The sequence below is a fragment of the Albidovulum sp. genome (genome assembly GCF_008933605.1).
Taxonomy (GTDB): Bacteria; Pseudomonadota; Alphaproteobacteria; order Rhodobacterales; family Rhodobacteraceae; genus Albidovulum.
On record NZ_WBUS01000016.1, the window covers coordinates 21,978 to 37,139 of the forward strand.

Annotated in this window: 14 protein-coding genes; 10 read left to right on the forward strand and 4 right to left on the reverse strand. The window is 67.5% G+C overall.

Going from position 1 to position 15,162, the window contains the following annotated elements; genetic code table 11:
• Window positions 1–24 precede the first annotated feature (24 nt).
• The 3 genes from F9K34_RS04040 to F9K34_RS04050 all read left to right on the forward strand — a co-directional run bounded on the left by F9K34_RS04040 (window position 25) and on the right by F9K34_RS04050 (window position 2,847).
• Window positions 25–1,002: a sigma-54 interaction domain-containing protein gene (locus tag F9K34_RS04040; RefSeq protein WP_291335588.1), complete on the forward strand. Its 978-nt coding sequence runs from the start codon at window positions 25–27 to the stop codon at window positions 1,000–1,002.
• 147 nt (window positions 1,003–1,149) lie between these two features.
• A complete protein-coding gene (locus F9K34_RS04045) occupies window positions 1,150–2,508 on the forward strand; it encodes an acyclic terpene utilization AtuA family protein (RefSeq protein WP_291335590.1) in 1,359 nt (452 codons plus the stop codon).
• A 9-nt stretch (window positions 2,509–2,517) separates the two neighbouring features.
• Window positions 2,518–2,847 carry a DUF4387 domain-containing protein gene (locus F9K34_RS04050; protein WP_291335592.1) on the forward strand — a complete coding sequence of 110 codons (330 nt, stop codon included), beginning with the start codon at window positions 2,518–2,520 and terminating at the stop codon, window positions 2,845–2,847.
• 103 nt (window positions 2,848–2,950) lie between these two features.
• On the opposite strand, the gene katG is transcribed toward F9K34_RS04050, so the two are convergent.
• Window positions 2,951–5,119 (reverse strand): catalase/peroxidase HPI, encoded by a 2,169-nt coding sequence (katG, locus tag F9K34_RS04055; protein WP_291335594.1) that lies wholly within the window; start codon window positions 5,117–5,119, stop codon window positions 2,951–2,953.
• Window positions 5,120–5,263: 144 nt separating this feature from the next.
• Between katG and F9K34_RS04060 the strand changes: the two genes are divergently transcribed.
• The gene (locus tag F9K34_RS04060) at window positions 5,264–6,175 is read left to right on the forward strand and encodes a hydrogen peroxide-inducible genes activator (RefSeq protein ID WP_291335596.1); all 912 of its coding nucleotides are present in this window, start codon (window positions 5,264–5,266) and stop codon (window positions 6,173–6,175) included.
• Between the two features lie 61 nt (window positions 6,176–6,236).
• Here the strand turns inward: F9K34_RS04060 and F9K34_RS04065 are convergent, their stop codons facing one another.
• The 3 genes from F9K34_RS04065 to F9K34_RS04075 all read right to left on the reverse strand — a co-directional run bounded on the left by F9K34_RS04065 (window position 6,237) and on the right by F9K34_RS04075 (window position 9,721).
• Complete coding sequence (locus F9K34_RS04065; RefSeq protein ID WP_291335598.1) at window positions 6,237–7,610, reverse strand: aspartate aminotransferase family protein; 1,374 nt, start codon at window positions 7,608–7,610, stop codon at window positions 6,237–6,239.
• Between the two features lie 20 nt (window positions 7,611–7,630).
• Window positions 7,631–9,124 carry an NAD-dependent succinate-semialdehyde dehydrogenase gene (locus tag F9K34_RS04070; RefSeq protein WP_291335600.1) on the reverse strand — a complete coding sequence of 498 codons (1,494 nt, stop codon included), beginning with the start codon at window positions 9,122–9,124 and terminating at the stop codon, window positions 7,631–7,633.
• A gap of 120 nt (window positions 9,125–9,244) precedes the next feature.
• Window positions 9,245–9,721 carry an Lrp/AsnC family transcriptional regulator gene (locus F9K34_RS04075; protein WP_291335602.1) on the reverse strand — a complete coding sequence of 159 codons (477 nt, stop codon included), beginning with the start codon at window positions 9,719–9,721 and terminating at the stop codon, window positions 9,245–9,247.
• 59 nt (window positions 9,722–9,780) lie between these two features.
• Here F9K34_RS04075 and F9K34_RS04080 point away from each other — a divergent pair, with 59 nt between their 5' ends.
• The 6 genes from F9K34_RS04080 (at window position 9,781) to eutA (ending at window position 15,037) form a co-directional block, all read left to right on the forward strand.
• Window positions 9,781–11,166, forward strand: a complete 1,386-nt coding sequence (locus tag F9K34_RS04080; RefSeq protein WP_291335604.1) for a PLP-dependent aminotransferase family protein — start codon at window positions 9,781–9,783, stop codon at window positions 11,164–11,166.
• Between the two features lie 94 nt (window positions 11,167–11,260).
• A complete protein-coding gene (gene ehuA / locus F9K34_RS04085) occupies window positions 11,261–12,046 on the forward strand; it encodes an ectoine/hydroxyectoine ABC transporter ATP-binding protein EhuA (protein WP_291335606.1) in 786 nt (261 codons plus the stop codon).
• Between the two features lie 27 nt (window positions 12,047–12,073).
• Complete coding sequence (gene ehuB / locus F9K34_RS04090; protein ID WP_291335608.1) at window positions 12,074–12,892, forward strand: ectoine/hydroxyectoine ABC transporter substrate-binding protein EhuB; 819 nt, start codon at window positions 12,074–12,076, stop codon at window positions 12,890–12,892.
• Between the two features lie 66 nt (window positions 12,893–12,958).
• Complete coding sequence (ehuC, locus tag F9K34_RS04095) at window positions 12,959–13,615, forward strand: ectoine/hydroxyectoine ABC transporter permease subunit EhuC (protein WP_291335610.1); 657 nt, start codon at window positions 12,959–12,961, stop codon at window positions 13,613–13,615.
• Window position 13,616: 1 nt separating this feature from the next.
• On the forward strand, window positions 13,617–14,276 hold the full coding sequence (gene ehuD, locus F9K34_RS04100) for an ectoine/hydroxyectoine ABC transporter permease subunit EhuD (protein WP_291335612.1): 660 nt from the start codon (window positions 13,617–13,619) through the stop codon (window positions 14,274–14,276).
• Window positions 14,273–15,037: an ectoine utilization protein EutA gene (gene eutA, locus F9K34_RS04105; protein WP_291335614.1), complete on the forward strand. Its 765-nt coding sequence runs from the start codon at window positions 14,273–14,275 to the stop codon at window positions 15,035–15,037. The genes ehuD and eutA overlap by 4 nt, the downstream gene beginning before the upstream one ends.
• Window positions 15,038–15,162 lie beyond the last annotated feature (125 nt).

The following is a 15,162-nucleotide window of genomic DNA, read 5'->3' on the forward strand; positions in this document are numbered from 1 at the left end:
GAGCCGGGACCCACGAAAGGCGGCATGGCGGACTACCGGAACGAACTCGTCGGCACTTCGCCTGCGCTTGAGGCGCTGCGCCGCCTTATCGACAAGGTCGGACGCAGCCCCACCCGGACGGTGCTGATCTATGGAGAGACCGGCACCGGCAAGGGCCTCGTCGCCCGGATGATCCACCAGGCGTCGAAGCGCGCGCAGCGGGATTTCGTCGACATCAACTGCGCGGCCCTGCCGGCGAGCCTTCTTGAATCCGAGCTCTTCGGCCACGAGAAGGGCGCCTTCACCGGCGCCGTCGACCGCAAGCTCGGCCTCGTCGAGGCGGCGAACCAGGGGACCGTGTTTCTCGACGAGATCCGCGAGATGGACCTGACGCTGCAGGCCAAGCTTTTGACCTTGCTCGACACGCAGCAGTTCCGCCGCGTCGGCGCCGTGAAGCCGGTGACGGTGGACGTGCGCTTCATAGCCGCCACCAACAAGGTCCTGCTGAGCGAGGTCACCTCGGGCCGCTTCCGCGAGGACCTTTACTACCGCCTGCAGGTCGTCGCGGTAAACCTTCCGGCGCTCCGTGACCGCGGCAACGACGTGCTGACCCTGGCGCGGCATTTCATCGGCCGGTTCAATCGCGCCTACGGAAGATCCCTGCGCGGCCTCTCCGCCGAGACCGAGGATATCTTCCTCCGCTATCCCTGGCCGGGAAACGTGAGGGAACTGGAAAACCTCCTGGAGCGTATCTTCATCCTCGAGGACGAAGACGAGATCCTTCCGCGCCACCTGCCGGACCGCATCCTGCGCACGGTCGCGGCAGGCGGGCGCAGCATCGAACCTCCGCCCACGCAGGACGCCTCCGACTACCATGCCGCGACCGAAGCGTTTCAGCGCGGGCTCATCTCCAGGGCCCTGACCGATGCCGAGGGCAACCAGCAGGCGGCCGCCAGCGCGCTCGGGCTCTCGCGGCACGCGCTCCGCCACCAGATGATCAAGCTCGGACTGCTCAAGGCCTGACAGGCGGTCGCGTGGTTCCCACTCATGGGCGCGGATTCCGCGCATGGGGCAAGCTTGCCCCCGGACGGGCGGCACCTGCCTGCGCCGCCATTCTGGCACGGTTTGCGCATAAGAAAAGGGCAGCCACGCCCCGCGCGAGAGGAAGACATGCCATCCATCCGGATCATCTGCCCGAACGGCCACCTGGGCTTCGCGCCCCTCAAGACCGAAAGCTTCCGCCTCGCGGTGGAAACCCGCCCCGACTTCATCGCCGCCGACTCCGGCAGCGACGACATCGGCCCCGTGCCGCTCGGCAATGACAGCTGTGCAAGCCCGCGCGCCTGGCAGGAGCATGACCTCGAGGAAATGCTGCTCGCCGCGCGCCGCATCGGCGTTCCCATGCTGATCGGCTCGGCCGGCGACACCGGCACGAACAGCCGCGTCGACATGTATGTGCAGATCATCCGCGACATCGCCGCAAAGCACAGTCTGGCACCCTTCAAGCTCGGCTGGTTCTATTCGGAGGTGGACCGGGAGCTGATCCGCGCGAAGATCCGCGGCGGATCGCCGGTCCGCGGTCTCGACGCGCGCGAGGACCTGAACGAGACGGAACTGGACGCCACCGCTCGGGTGGTCGCCATGGCGGGGGTGCATCCCTTCGTCAGGTTGCTGGAGGAGGGCTGCGACGTCATCATCGGCGGCCGCTCGTCCGACAGCGCGATCTTCGCGGCCTGCGCGCTGCACAAGGGGTTCCCCGAGGCCCAGAGCTACTACCTCGGCAAAGTCCTGGAATGTGCCTCGTTCTGCGCCGAACCCTATGGCGCCAAGGAAACCGTGATGGGCGAGATCACGCCCGACGCGGTCGAGGTCACGGCGATGGCGCCCTGGCAGCGCTGCACCGTCGCCTCCGTTGCGGGCCATGCAATGTACGAACGCTCCAATCCATTCCACGAATTCGTGGCCGGCGGGATGCTCGACATGACCCACTGTCATTACGAACAGGTCAGCGAGAAGACGACCCGCGTGACCGGAATGGAGTTCGTCCCGGCCGCGGAGTTCCGGGTGAAGCTGGAAGGATCGGGCAAGGTCGGCGAGCGGTTCGTCGGCATGGCCGGCATCCGCGACCCCTACACGATCGCCAATGTCGATGCGGTGATCGACTGGGCCCGCAGGCAGACCGAGGAGCGCTTCGGCCCCGACGGCTGGGAACTGCATTACAGCGTCTTCGGGCGCAACGGCGTGATGGGCGACATGGAGCCGCTGAAGGACAGGCCGGGCCATGAGCTTTGCGTCGTGGTGCAGGGCGTGGCGCCGACGCGCGAGATGGCCGAGGAGGTCACGATGACCGGGACGCGTCAGATGTTCTACGCGCGACTGCCCGACGTGAAGGGCACCGCCGGCGGCGTCTCCTTCGTGCTCGACGAGGTGATGCAGGCGAGCCCCGCCTATCGCTGGACGCTCAATCACACCATGGCCGTCAGCGACCCGCTGGAGCTTTTCCCCACCCACACTGCCGTTGTCGGCTGAGGCGCCCCCATGAACACCCGCAAGAAACTCTCGGACCTCGCCAAGACGATCCGTTCGAAGAATGCCGGCACGGACAAGATCACCTTCGACATCATCTTCCGTGAGCGCGAGACCTACGAGATGGTGAAGCGCTCCGGCGTGCTGACCCGCGACAGTGTCTGCCGTGTCCTGAACGTGGACCCCGCACGGCTGACCGACTTCGTCGAGTATGACCCGGCCTACGCGATCAAGTTCACCATCCTGCGCGAGCGCCCGTCGGGAAGCGCCGGCGACGGGGACATCTTCGGCGCGCAGCAGTATGCGCCGTTCCTTGATGTCGAGGTGGACATCTCCTCGTGACGCCGCGCACCGGCCGCAGGGGCGGAGGTCGCATTTGATACCCGTAAGACGGTCAGGGCCGCCAGATGGCGGCCCTGAAACCTTTTCGCGCTCGCGAAGCCGATCAGGCGCGCAGGTCGTAGCGGTCGGCGTTCATCACCTTCACCCAGGCCGCGACGAAATCCTCGACGAAGCGGGCCCGGTTGTCATCCTGCGCATAGACCTCGGCATAGGCCCTGAGGATGGAGTTCGAGCCGAAGACCAGATCCGCGCGTGTCGCCGTCCACTTCACCGCGCCCGACTTGCGATCGACGATGTCGTAGCTGTTGGACCCGGTGGGCACCCAACGGCAGGACATGTCGGTGAGCGTGGTGAAGAAGTCCGTCGTCAGCGCGCCGACGCGGTCGGTGAAGACCCCGTGCCGCGTCCCGCCATGGTTCGCGCCCATCACCCGCAGGCCGCCGAGGAGACAGGTCATTTCCTGCGCCGTCAGGCCCATCAGTTGTGCCCGGTCGAGCAGCATCTCCTCGGGGCTGACGGCGTAGTCGGCCTTCTGCCAGTTGCGGAAACCGTCGGCCAGCGGCTCGAGTACGTCGAAGGACGCGGCGTCGGTCTGGTCAGCCGTGGCATCGCCGCGCCCGGGCGCGAAGGGCACCTTGACGGCGACGCCCGCCGCCTGCGCGGCTTCCTCGACGGCCATGCTGCCGGCCAGGACGATCACGTCGGCAAGGCTCGCCCCCGTCGCGGCCGCGACCGGTTCCAGCGCGGCGAGGACACGCGCCAGGCGGGCCGGCTCGTTGCCTTCCCAGTCCTTCTGCGGGGCGAGGCGGATGCGCGCGCCGTTGGCGCCCCCGCGATAGTCCGACTGGCGGAAGGTCCGCGCCGAGTCCCAGGCCGTGGCCACGCGATCGGAGATGGACAGGCCGAGCGCGGCGATTCTGGCGCGCGCCGACGCCAGGTCGTAGTCCGTGCGGCCTGCCGGAACCGGGTCCTGCCAGATGAGGTCCTCGGCCGGAATTTCCGGCCCGATGTAGCGCGACTTCGGACCCATGTCGCGGTGCAGGAGCTTGAACCAGGCCCGGGCGAAGGCATCGTCGAAGGCGGCCTGATCCTTGGCGAAGATCTCGGAGATGGCGCGGAAGCCCGGATCGACCTTCAGCGCCATGTCGGCGTCGGTCATCACGATTCGGGTCTTGCCGCCGGTGCGCTCCACGTCCGACGGGTAATCGTCGTCGCGCGCGTTCACCGGCTCCCACTGCTGCGCCCCGGCCGGCGAGCGGCGCAGTTCCCAGTCATGGTTCAGGAGCATCTGGAAATACCCCCCGTCCCAGCGGGTCGGATTGCTCGTCCAGGCACCTTCCACGCCGCTCGTCACGGTGTTGTTGCCGATGCCGCGGCCGGTGTGGTTCACCCAGCCGAAGCCCTGGTCCTCGATCCCTGCGGCCTCCGGGTCGGGTCCAAGCTCCGCCGCCGAGCCGTTGCCGTGGGCCTTGCCGACGGTATGGCCGCCGGCCGTCAGGGCGACCGTCTCCGCATCGTCCATCCCCATGCGGCCGAACGTGACCCGCATGTCCTGCGCGGTCTTCAGCGGGTCGGGCTTGCCGTTTACACCCTCGGGGTTGACGTAGATGAGGCCCATGACCACCGCAGCAAGCGGGTTCGAAAGGCTCTCGCGGTTGTCGTCGGCGTCATAGCGGGTGGACTTCAGCCACTCCTTCTCGGAACCCCAGTAGACGTCCTTTTCGGGATGCCACACGTCCTCGCGGCCAAAGGCGAAGCCGAAGGTCTTCAGCCCCATCGACTCATAGGCGACGTTGCCTGCAAGCAGCATCAGGTCTGCCCAGCTGATGCGGTTGCCATATTTTTTCTTGATCGGCCAGAGTAGGCGCCGCGCCTTGTCGAGGTTGCCGTTGTCCGGCCAGCTGTTCAGGGGCGCGAAACGCTGGTTGCCGGTATTGCCGCCACCCCGTCCGTCGGCGCTGCGGTAGGAGCCGGCGGAGTGCCAGGCCATGCGGATCATCAGGCCGCCGTAGTGGCCCCAGTCCGCCGGCCACCAGTCCTGGCTGTCGGTCATCAGCGCGGTCAGGTCGCGCTTCAGCGCGGCCACGTCGAGCTTCTTCACTTCCTCGCGGTAGTTGAAGCCCTTGAGCGGGTTGGTCTTGCTGTCGTGCTGGTGCAGGATGTCGAGGTTGAGCGCATTGGGCCACCAGGACATCACGCTGGCGCCCGTTGTCGTCAGCGTCCCGTGCATGACCGGGCACTTGCCCGCGCGTCCGATGTCGTCGCCGTCCATGTCTTCCTCCAATGCAGACCTGTCCCCGATCTTGACGCACCAACCCCGGGTGTCGCCCTCGCGGACCTCGATATGGAATCGTTCTAACAGGCGCGTGCCATCATTCCCAATTGCATTTTCTGAAGCTTGCGATAAGAAAAAATTATGAATAACCTCTCCATGCGTCAGCTGCGCTACTTCGATGCGCTCGCCCGCCTTGGCCATTTCGGCCGTGCCGCCGAGGATTGCGCGGTCTCGCAACCGGCGTTGTCCATGCAGATCAGGGAGCTTGAGGACATCCTTGGCGCGCCGCTCGTGGAACGGGGCGCGCGACAGGTCCGGCTGACCGAACTCGGCGAGGAGTTCGCGCTGCGCGTCCGCGATATCCTCACAGCCGTCAACGAGCTCGACGACCTTGTCCGTGCACGGACCGGCCCGCTTCTCGGCCGGTTGCGCATCGGCGTCATCCCGACGGTGGCCCCCTATCTCCTGCCCGAGGTCATCACGGCGCTCCAGGCGCGCTATCCCGGGCTCGACCTGCGCCCGCGCGAGGCGGTGACGCAGAAGCTGCTGGAAGACCTCTCCGGGGCCCGTCTCGACGCCGCCATCGTCGCCTTGCCGGTCTCGGAGCCGGGCCTTGTCGAGATGCCGCTTTTCGAGGAGGAGTTCGTCCTCGTCCGCCCGCCCCAGGAAGCCGACCATCCGGTGCCGAGCGCCCAGGGTCTGCGCGAAATGCGGCTTCTTCTCCTGGAGGAGGGGCATTGCTTCCGCGATCAGGCGCTTGCCTTTTGCGCACCGCCACGGTCAGCCCCGCGCGACATGATGGAGGGATCGTCGCTCTCGACGCTGGTGCAGATGGTCAGTGCCGGCATCGGCGTGACGCTGGTGCCCGAGATGGCCGTGCCGGTGGAGACCCGGTCGGCCCGGGTTGCGCTGCAAAGACTCGCAAGGCCCCGGCCGTCGCGCCAGATCGGCATGATCTGGCGCAGGTCGAACCCGCGCGGTGATCAGATGCGCGTTCTGGGCGAACTGGTGCGAGAAGTGGCGCAGCCGAGCGCCGGTTCGCAGCCGAGGTGAACCGCTTGCGGCGACGCCGGGACGGAAGGCCGTCCCGGCGTCGAGTCCGCGGCCCGTGCCGTCACCCCAGAACGGTGCGCACCGCCTTGCGGGCGGCTGCGACGACGGTATCCGCCTCGGCCGGCGTCAGGCAGAGCGGCGGTGCGAAGCCGAGGATGTCGCCCTGCGGCATCGCGCGCCCGATCACGCCCTCTTCAAGAAGCGCCGCCGCAACGGCCGGGCCGACCTTGCGCGCGGGGTCGAAGAAGCGGCGGTCGTCGCGATCCTCGACGAACTCAACCGCCGCCATCAGCCCGTCGCCCCTCACCTCGCCGACATGGGCATGGCCGGCAAGGGCATCGGCGAGGGTGGCGCGGAAATAGGCCCCGGTCTCGCCGGCGTTGCGCACGAGGTCCATCTCGTCGATCAGCCTCAGGTTTGCCACCCCGGCGGCGGCGCAGACGGGATGGGCCGAATAGGTCCAGCCGTGGCCGATGGGTCCGAGCTGGTCGGAGCCCTGCACCAGCACCTCCCACATGCGGTCCGAGACGATCGAGCCGGACAGCGGCGCATAGGCCGAGGTCAGACCCTTGGCGATGGTGATGAGATCGGGCTCCATACCGTAATGGACCGAGCCGAACATCGTGCCGAGACGCCCGAAGCCCGTCACGACCTCGTCGGCCACCAGAAGGATGTCGTATTTCTTCAGCACCGCCTGGATCGCCGCCCAGTAGCCTTTCGGCGGGGGCACGATGCCGCCGGTGCCCAGGATCGGCTCGCCGATGAAGGCGGCGACGGTGTCCGGCCCCTCGGCGAGGATCATCTCCTCGAGCTTCGCCGCGCAGTGGGCGCTGAACTCCTCCTCGGTCTGGCTGCGATCATCGCGGCGGAAGTAGTAGGGCGCCTCGGTATGCAGGATCGGCGGGCGCGGAAGGTCGAAGGCGTTGTGGAAGAGATGGAGGCCGGTGAGCGACCCGGTCATCACGCCCGACCCGTGGTAGCCGCGCCAGCGCGAGATGATCTTCTTCTTCTCGGGCCGGCCGAGGATGTTGTTGTAGTACCAGATCAGCTTGATGTTGGTCTCGTTCGCGTCCGACCCCGAGAGACCGAAATAGACCCGGCTCATGTGGGCGGGGGCGCGCTCGATGATCATGCGCGCGAGCGTGATGGAGGCCTCCGTGCCGTGGCCGACATAGGCGTGGTAATAGGCGAGCTCCCGCGCCTGTTCCGCAATTGCCTCGGCGATTTCGGTCCGTCCGTAGCCGACGTTCACGCAGTAAAGGCCCGCGAAGGCATCGAGGCTGCGCCGTCCGTTGGTGTCGACGATGGTGCAGCCCTCGCCTCCGGTGATGACGCGACGGGGCGACTCGCCGCGCGCATGCATGCCCATGTGGGTCGAGGGATGGAAGAAGTGGTCGCGATCCCAGGCGTTCAGGTCGTTGTTGCGGTCGAGCATGGTCTTTTCCTTTCCCGCTGTCAGGCGGCGGTGTCGATGCAGAGGTATTTCAGTTCGGTGAAGGCTTCCATCCCGTGGCGTGACCCTTCGCGCCCGAGACCCGATTGTTTCCAGCCGCCGAAGGGAACCGGTCCCCCGGTGATCTTCACCCGGTTGACGGCCACCATGCCGAAGTCGAGCGCGCGCGACAGCCGCAGCGCCCGGGCCCCGTCGCGGGTGACGACATAGGCGACGAGACCATAATCGGTATCGTTCGCGCGGGCGATCACCTCGGATTCGGTGTCGAACGGAAGGACCGACGCGACCGGGCCGAAGGTCTCCTCGCGGTGGATCTGCGCGTCGTCGGGGGCGCCTTCGATCAGCGTCGGAAGGTAGGCGAGATGCAGGTCCTGGTGCACGCCGCCACCGGTGACGATCCGGCCGCCGCGTGCAACGGCGTCCGTGACCTGTGCCGCCACCTTGGCGACGGCACGGGCGTGCATCAGCGGCCCGACCTCGGTTCCCGGCTCCAGTCCCGGGCCGACCTTCAGCGCGGCGATACGGTCGGCGAGGCGCCTGGTGAAGGCCGGCAGCAGCGGCCGTTCCACATAGATGCGGTTCGCGGCGAGGCAATCCTGGCCGGAGGTGGCGAACTTCGCCGCCATCGCGATCTCCACCGCGCGGTCGAGATCGGCGTCGGCAAAGACGATCAGCGGCGCGTGCCCGCCAAGCTCCATCACCAGCCGCTTCATCGTCGGCGCGCACAGCGCCGCGATGAGGCGGCCGATTTCGGTCGAGCCGGTAAAGGACATGGCGCGGAGGCGGTCGTCGGCGCACATGCGGCCGACGATGGCCGCGGCATCGCCAGGCACGATGTTCAGCGCTCCGGGCGGAAGGCCGGCGCGTTCGGCCAGTTCCGCCAGCGCCAGCGCCGAGAGCGGCGTTTCCGCCGAGGGATGCACGACGCAGGTGCAGCCGGCGGCAAGGGCGGCGGCGACCTTGCGGGTGATCATCGCCGAGGGGAAGTTCCAGGGCGTCGCCACGCCGACCGGTCCCAACGCCTCGCGCCGGACGATCATCTCGGCATCCCGCAGGTGCGGGGTGACGCCCTCGGCGTTCATCCGGGGCGCCTCGCCGGCGTACCAGTCGAGAAACTCCGCGGCATAGGCGATCTCGCCGCGCGCCTCGGAGAGGGGCTTGCCCTGTTCCAGCGTCATGATCAGCGCAAGGTCCTCGGTCGCCGCCAGCATCAGCTCGGCCCAGCGGCGCAGGATACGTGCGCGGTCCTGAGGGAGACGGTCGCGCCAACCCGGGAAGGCCGCCGCCGCGGCGGCGATGGCCGCATCGGCCCCGCCTTCGCCGAGCGCGGCGACCCGGGCGACCAATGTGCCGCCGGCCGGATCGGTCACCGCGAAATCGGCGGCATCCGGGGCGGCCGTCCAGCGTCCGCCGATGTAGCCGAGCGTGCGCAGGAGCGCCCGGTCGCGGAGCCGCGACAGAGCAGGGTGGGCGGTCTGGAAGGTCTGGGCATTCATCGCGGGTGCTCCTGTCCGGTTTTGTCCAGGATGGCCGCAATCTTGCAGAGAAGGGGGCCAAATACGCCACCCGGCATGGACCGAAGGCGTGCGCAAGACCGGGGGGCGTAGAGACTTTCTCTATCCGGCGCCGAAGAGGGCGAGGGGAAGGGGTTCCTCTTCCTTCACCGATTTGGTGACGATATAAGTGAAATAGCGGTCGATCCCGATCTCGGTGGCGAGCATCCGGTCGATCAGCCGTTGATATGCGTCGATGTCCTTCGCCACGATCTTGAGGATATAGTCGACGCCGCCGCCCACCGACCAGCAGGAGACGATTTCCTCCATCGCGGCCACGGCACGCTCGAACCGCTCGAAGTCGGACTGGCGATGGTTGGCGAGCGTCACCTCGACCAGCACGGTGGCGAAGGGTGCGATCCTGCGCGGGGCAAGGCGCGCGTGGTAGCCCGCGATGATCCCGGCCCGTTCGAGCTTCCTGAGCCGGAGCCAGCAGGGCGTGGGCGATATCCCCGCCAGTTCGGCGAGTCTGAGCTTGGTGATGCGGCCGTCCCTCTGCACCGCATCGAGGATCCTCAGGTCGATGGCGTCCAGTTTCATCGCGTCATCCCGCAAATCTCCATTTGCACATTGATATGATTTTGCGCAGATTTGCAATCATGACAAACTGGATGCCCGACCCCGCCACGCTCGCGCGCCCCGCCTACCTGTCGCTGGCAGAACAGTTCGCCCGCGCCATCGAGAGGGGCGAATTGCCGGCCGGCGCGCGCCTGGTGCCGCACCGCAAGCTGGCCGATGCGCTCGGTCTCTCCGTGCAGACCGTGAGCCGCGCCTATGACGAGCTGATCCGCCGCGGGCTGGTTGCCGGCGAGGTCGGCCGCGGTTCCTTCGTCCTTGGCCCGGGCGCGGAGGCACGCCAGCCCTACCTGCCCGAGCGGCCGGGCGAGGTCATCGACCTGTCGATCCTCAAGCCGGTGGTCGAGGCGATGCATCTCGACCGCCTGCGCGAGGGGTTTCTCTGGCTTGGCGAGAACCTCGCGGCACCTTCCGCCCTGTCGTTCCGCCCGAACATGGTGATGCCCCACCACCGGGCGACGGGGGCCGAGTGGCTGATGCGGCAGGGTATTCCGGCCGAACCGCAGGGCACCATCGTGACCAATGGCGCGACGCCCGCCATCACCGCCGCCGTGATGGGCGTGGCGCCCCCGGGATCGGGCCTTGCGACCGAGGCGCTGACGCATCACACGCTGAAGCCGCTTTGCACCTACCTCGGCCTTCACCTGGAGGGCGTGGCCATGGACGGCGACGGGATGTTGCCCGCCGGGCTCGACGAGGTGGCGCGCAAGGGCTTGATCCGGGCGATATATCTCCAGCCCAACGTGATAAACCCGCTGGCCGTGATGATGTCCGCGGACCGCCGGGCCGAGTTGGTCGAGGTGGCGCGGCGGCATGATCTCGCCATCGTCGAGAACGATGTCCTGAACATGATGATTCCCGATCGCGTGCCCGCCTTCGCGGCCCTGGCGCCCGAGCGCACGGTTCACATCTGCGGCTTTACCAAGATCACCGTGCCGGGGTTGCGCATGGCCTATCTGCATGCGCCGCCCCGCCATGCCACCGCGGTGTCCAACCGGCATCTGGTGGCGAACTGGATGGCGACCCCGCCGATGGCGGATCTTCTCAGCTATTGGATCGGCAGTGGAACAGTTGCCGAGCTTGCCGCCTGGCAGGCCCGGGCGCTGGCGGACCGGCACAGGCTCGCCGCAACGGTGCTCGGTGAGCGGATGCCCGCCTGCCACGGCAACAGCCTGCACCTCTGGCTGCCGCTGACCGAGGGATGGCCCGAGGAGGGATTCGTTGAGCAGGCGCGCCTGCGCGGCGTGGCGGTGGCCGCGGGCAGCGCCTTTCGTACGGTCGAGCGCGGGCGGCGGGACGCGATCCGGGTCGCGCTTGGCTCGACTCGGACCGATGAGTTACGCCGCGGCCTTTCGACAATCGCAACGATGCTCTCCGACGCGCCCGAGGTGCTTTTGCCAACGATCTGACCTGTGATAGTCTAAAATTGTCATGAGATTATTTTCGAATTGACATGATACAGAGTCACGCTAATTCTCCGCCGCACTCAGGTGGGGGAATGGCGTGACCGAGCCGATCATCCGAATCGACAGGCTGGAGAAGTCCTTCGGGGCGCTGAACGTGCTCGACGGGCTGTCTTTCGACGTCATGCCGGGCGAAAAGCTTGCGCTGATCGGACCGTCCGGATCCGGCAAGACCACGATCCTGCGCATCCTGATGACGCTCGAGACGATCTCGGGCGGCCATATCGAAGTCTGCGGCGAGCAGCTTTTCCACATGCAGCGCGGCGGCCGCGAGGTGCCGGCGGACGAGGCGCATCTTCACCACATGCGCCGGCACATCGGCATGGTGTTCCAGCACTTCAACCTGTTTCCGCACAAGTCGGTGCTCGACAACATCACGCTCGCGCCGATCCTGACCAAGGGCGAGCCTAGGGCAAAGGCGGAAGCCCGGGCGATGGAACTGCTGGAGATGGTGGGGCTGGCCGACAAGGCGCAGGCCATGCCAAGCCAGCTCTCGGGCGGGCAGAAGCAGCGCGTCGCCATTGCCCGGGCGCTGGCGCTTCAGCCGCGGATCATGCTCTTCGACGAGGTGACCTCGGCCCTCGATCCCGAGCTCGTGGAGGAGGTGCTGCTGGTGATGAAGCGCCTCGCCGCGGAAACCGACATGACGATGCTCCTCGTCACACACGAGATGGGCTTCGCGCACGAGTTCGCCGACCGTGTCCTCTTTTTCGACAAGGGCCGCGTCGTCGAGCAAGGACCGCCCGACACGATCTTCCGCCAGCCGACGCACGAGCGAACACAAGCCTTCCTGCGCAAGATCATCGCCGCAGGGCACCGCGTCTGAAATCCACATCCGACAGAGAGGACGACAATGAAAAAGACACTCCTGACCCTCACACTCGCCGCCGCGCCGTTCGCGGCCTGGGCCGATACGCTCGATGACCTCAAGGCGCAGGGCTTCGCCCGCATCGCCATCGCCAACGAGCCGCCCTTCACCGCCGTCGCCGCCGACGGCACGGTTTCGGGTGCGGCGCCCGACGTGGCGCGCGAAATCTTCAAGCGTCTCGGTGTGCCTGAGGTCGTGGCCTCGATCAGCGAGTACGGGGCGATGATCCCCGGCCTGCAGGCCCGCCGTCATGACGCCATCACGGCTGGTCTCTTCATGAAGCCCGAGCGCTGCCAGGCGGTGGCCTATTCCGAACCGGTCCTGTGCGACGCCGAGGCGTTCCTGGTGCCGAAGGGCAACCCGAAAGGCTACAAGTCCTACGCCGACATTGCCGCGGACGCCGAAGGCCGGATCGGGGCGCCGGGTGGCGGCACCGAGGAGAAGCTCGCGCTGGAGGCCGGCGTGCCGAGGGACCGGGTAATCGTGGTTCCCGACGGCCAGTCGGGGCTGAAGATGCTGCAGGACGGGCGCATCGACGTCTATTCGCTGCCCGTGCTCTCGATCTCCGACCTCATCGCCAAGGCCGCCGACCCGAACCTCGAGATGGTGGCCCCGGTGGTCGGCGCGCCGGTCTATTGCGACGGCGCGGCCTTCCGCAAGGAGGATGCGGCGCTGCGCGACGCCTTTGACGCCGAACTGGCGAAGATGAAGGAGTCGGGCGAGTTTGCCGCGATCATCGAGCCCTACGGCTTCTCGGCCGCGGCTGCGACGTCCACCAGCCGCGCCCAGCTCTGCGGCGAGTGATCGCGTCTCCCGGGCGGCGCGGGTGCGTCCCGCGCCGTCTTTCCCGCTTGCGAAGGTTCCCCAGGCATGGCCGAGTGGTCCGGATATCTGACTCTGATCCTTCTGGGCGCGCTGGTGACGGTGCAGCTCACGGTGATGGGGTCGGCGCTCGCGCTGGTGGTGGCCTTCCTCGCCGGACTTGGCCGCATCGCGCGCTGGTGGCCGCTGCGGTGGCTCGCGACGGCCTATATCGAGTTCTTCCGCGGCACCTCGATCTTCGTGCAGCTCTTCTGGGTCTACTTCGTTCTTCCCTTCGCGGGCGTAACCCTGTCGCCGCTGGCAGCCGGGGTGATGGCGCTGGGGCTGAACGTGGGCGCCTACGGCGCTGAGGTGGTGCGCGGCGCCATCCTCTCGGTGCCGAAGGACCAGCGCGAGGCGACCGTGGCGCTGAACCTCACGCCCTACCAGCGGATGCGCCATGTGATCCTGCCGCAGGCGCTGCCGCTGATGCTGCCCACCTTCGGCAACAACGCCATCGAGCTTCTCAAGGCCACCGCCGTCGTCTCGCTGATCTCGCTCACCGACATGACCTTCCAGGCCCAGGTGGTGCGCGCCCAGACCGGCAGCACGCTCGTCCCCTTTCTCACCATCCTCGCGCTCTATTTCCTCATGGCGCTGGCGATATCGTCCGGGGTCCGCGCGCTCGAACGCCGCCTGACGGCCGGGCTCGACGGAGTGCGCTGAGATGGAATGGGACTGGGGCTTCGTCGCCGACATCATGCCCACGCTGCTGCAGGGCCTGAAACTCACGCTGATCGTCACGCTTCTCTCGGCCGTGGTGGCGGCCGTGCTGGGTCTCGGGTTCGCCATCGCACGCCGATCTGCGAACCGCAACGTCGCGCGGCCCGTGGCCTTCGTCGTGGAGTTCCTCCGCGGCACGCCGCTTCTCGTCCAGCTCTATTTCATCTTCTACGTCCTGCCCGACGCCGGCATCCTGCTGCCGCCCCTCGTCGCCGGCGTGATCGGCATGGGCCTGCACTATGCCACCTACACCGCCGAGGTCTATCGGGCGGGGATCGAGAACGTGCCGAAGGGCCAGTGGGAGGCGGCACGGGCCACGAACCTGACGATGCGGCAGACCTGGGTCCATGTCGTCATCCCGCAGGCGGTGCCGCCGATGATCCCGGCGCTGGCCAACTATCTCATCGCCATGTTCAAGGAAACGCCACTCCTGTCCGCGATCACGGTGCTTGAACTGATGAACCAGGCCAAGTCGGTGGCAAACTCCAGTTACCGCTACATCGAGCCGATGACCCTTGTCGGCGCTTTCTTCCTCGCCATGAGCCTGGTTTCCGTGGTCATCCTGCGCTGGCTGGAACGCCGCTACGGAAGGCTTGGCAAATGACAGATGTCCGCATTTCGCCACGCGCGCCGCGTCTCGACCCGCGCCCTGTCGCGCATCGCGTCGGGCTGGTGGCCCTGTCCACCGACCTCACGATCGAGTTCGATTTCGCCCGCATCCTCGCCCCGGCCGGGATCGCGGTCTATGTGAACCGCATCCCCTTCGCCAACCCGGTCACGCCCGAGACACTTCGCGCGATGGCGGGCGATCTTGCCGAAGGCGCGGCGCTGATCCTGCCCGGCGAGGATCTTGACGCGATCGTCTACGGCTGCACCTCCGCCTCGGTCTGCATCGGCGATGCCGAGGTGCGGGAACAGATCGCACGGGGCAAGCCGGGCTGCCCGGTGGTGACGCCGGTTTCGGCCGCGCTGAAGGGGCTGCGGGCCATGAAGGCACGGCGGATTTCCGTCCTGACGCCCTACACGCCCGAGACGACGCGTCCGATGGCCGCGATGTTCGAGGCCGAGGGTTTCGAGCTGGATCGTGTCACCTGCCTGAACATGACCGACGACCGCGACATGGCCCGGATCGCTCTGGACGATCTGGTGGGCCTTGCCGCGGCGGCGGCCGATCCGGCGTCGGAGGCGCTCTTCGTGTCCTGCACCGCCGTGCGCGCGGCGGGTGTCATCGACCGGATCGAGGCTGCGGCAGGGTGCCCGGCGCTGTCGTCGAACTATGCGGCCGCCTGGAATGTCGCGCGCCTCTGCGGCGTCACGGGCCAAGCCGCCCCTGGCCATCTGATGACGCTGCCCCTGGGGACATGATGGCCGGCCTTCCCGTCAAAATCGATGACATCACGGGGGCAGAGGCGCGGATCCGCGGCCTTGTCCGGCGGACGCCGATGATTGGCGATCCGCGCCTGCCCGGCGTGCTGCTGAAGCAGGAGTAC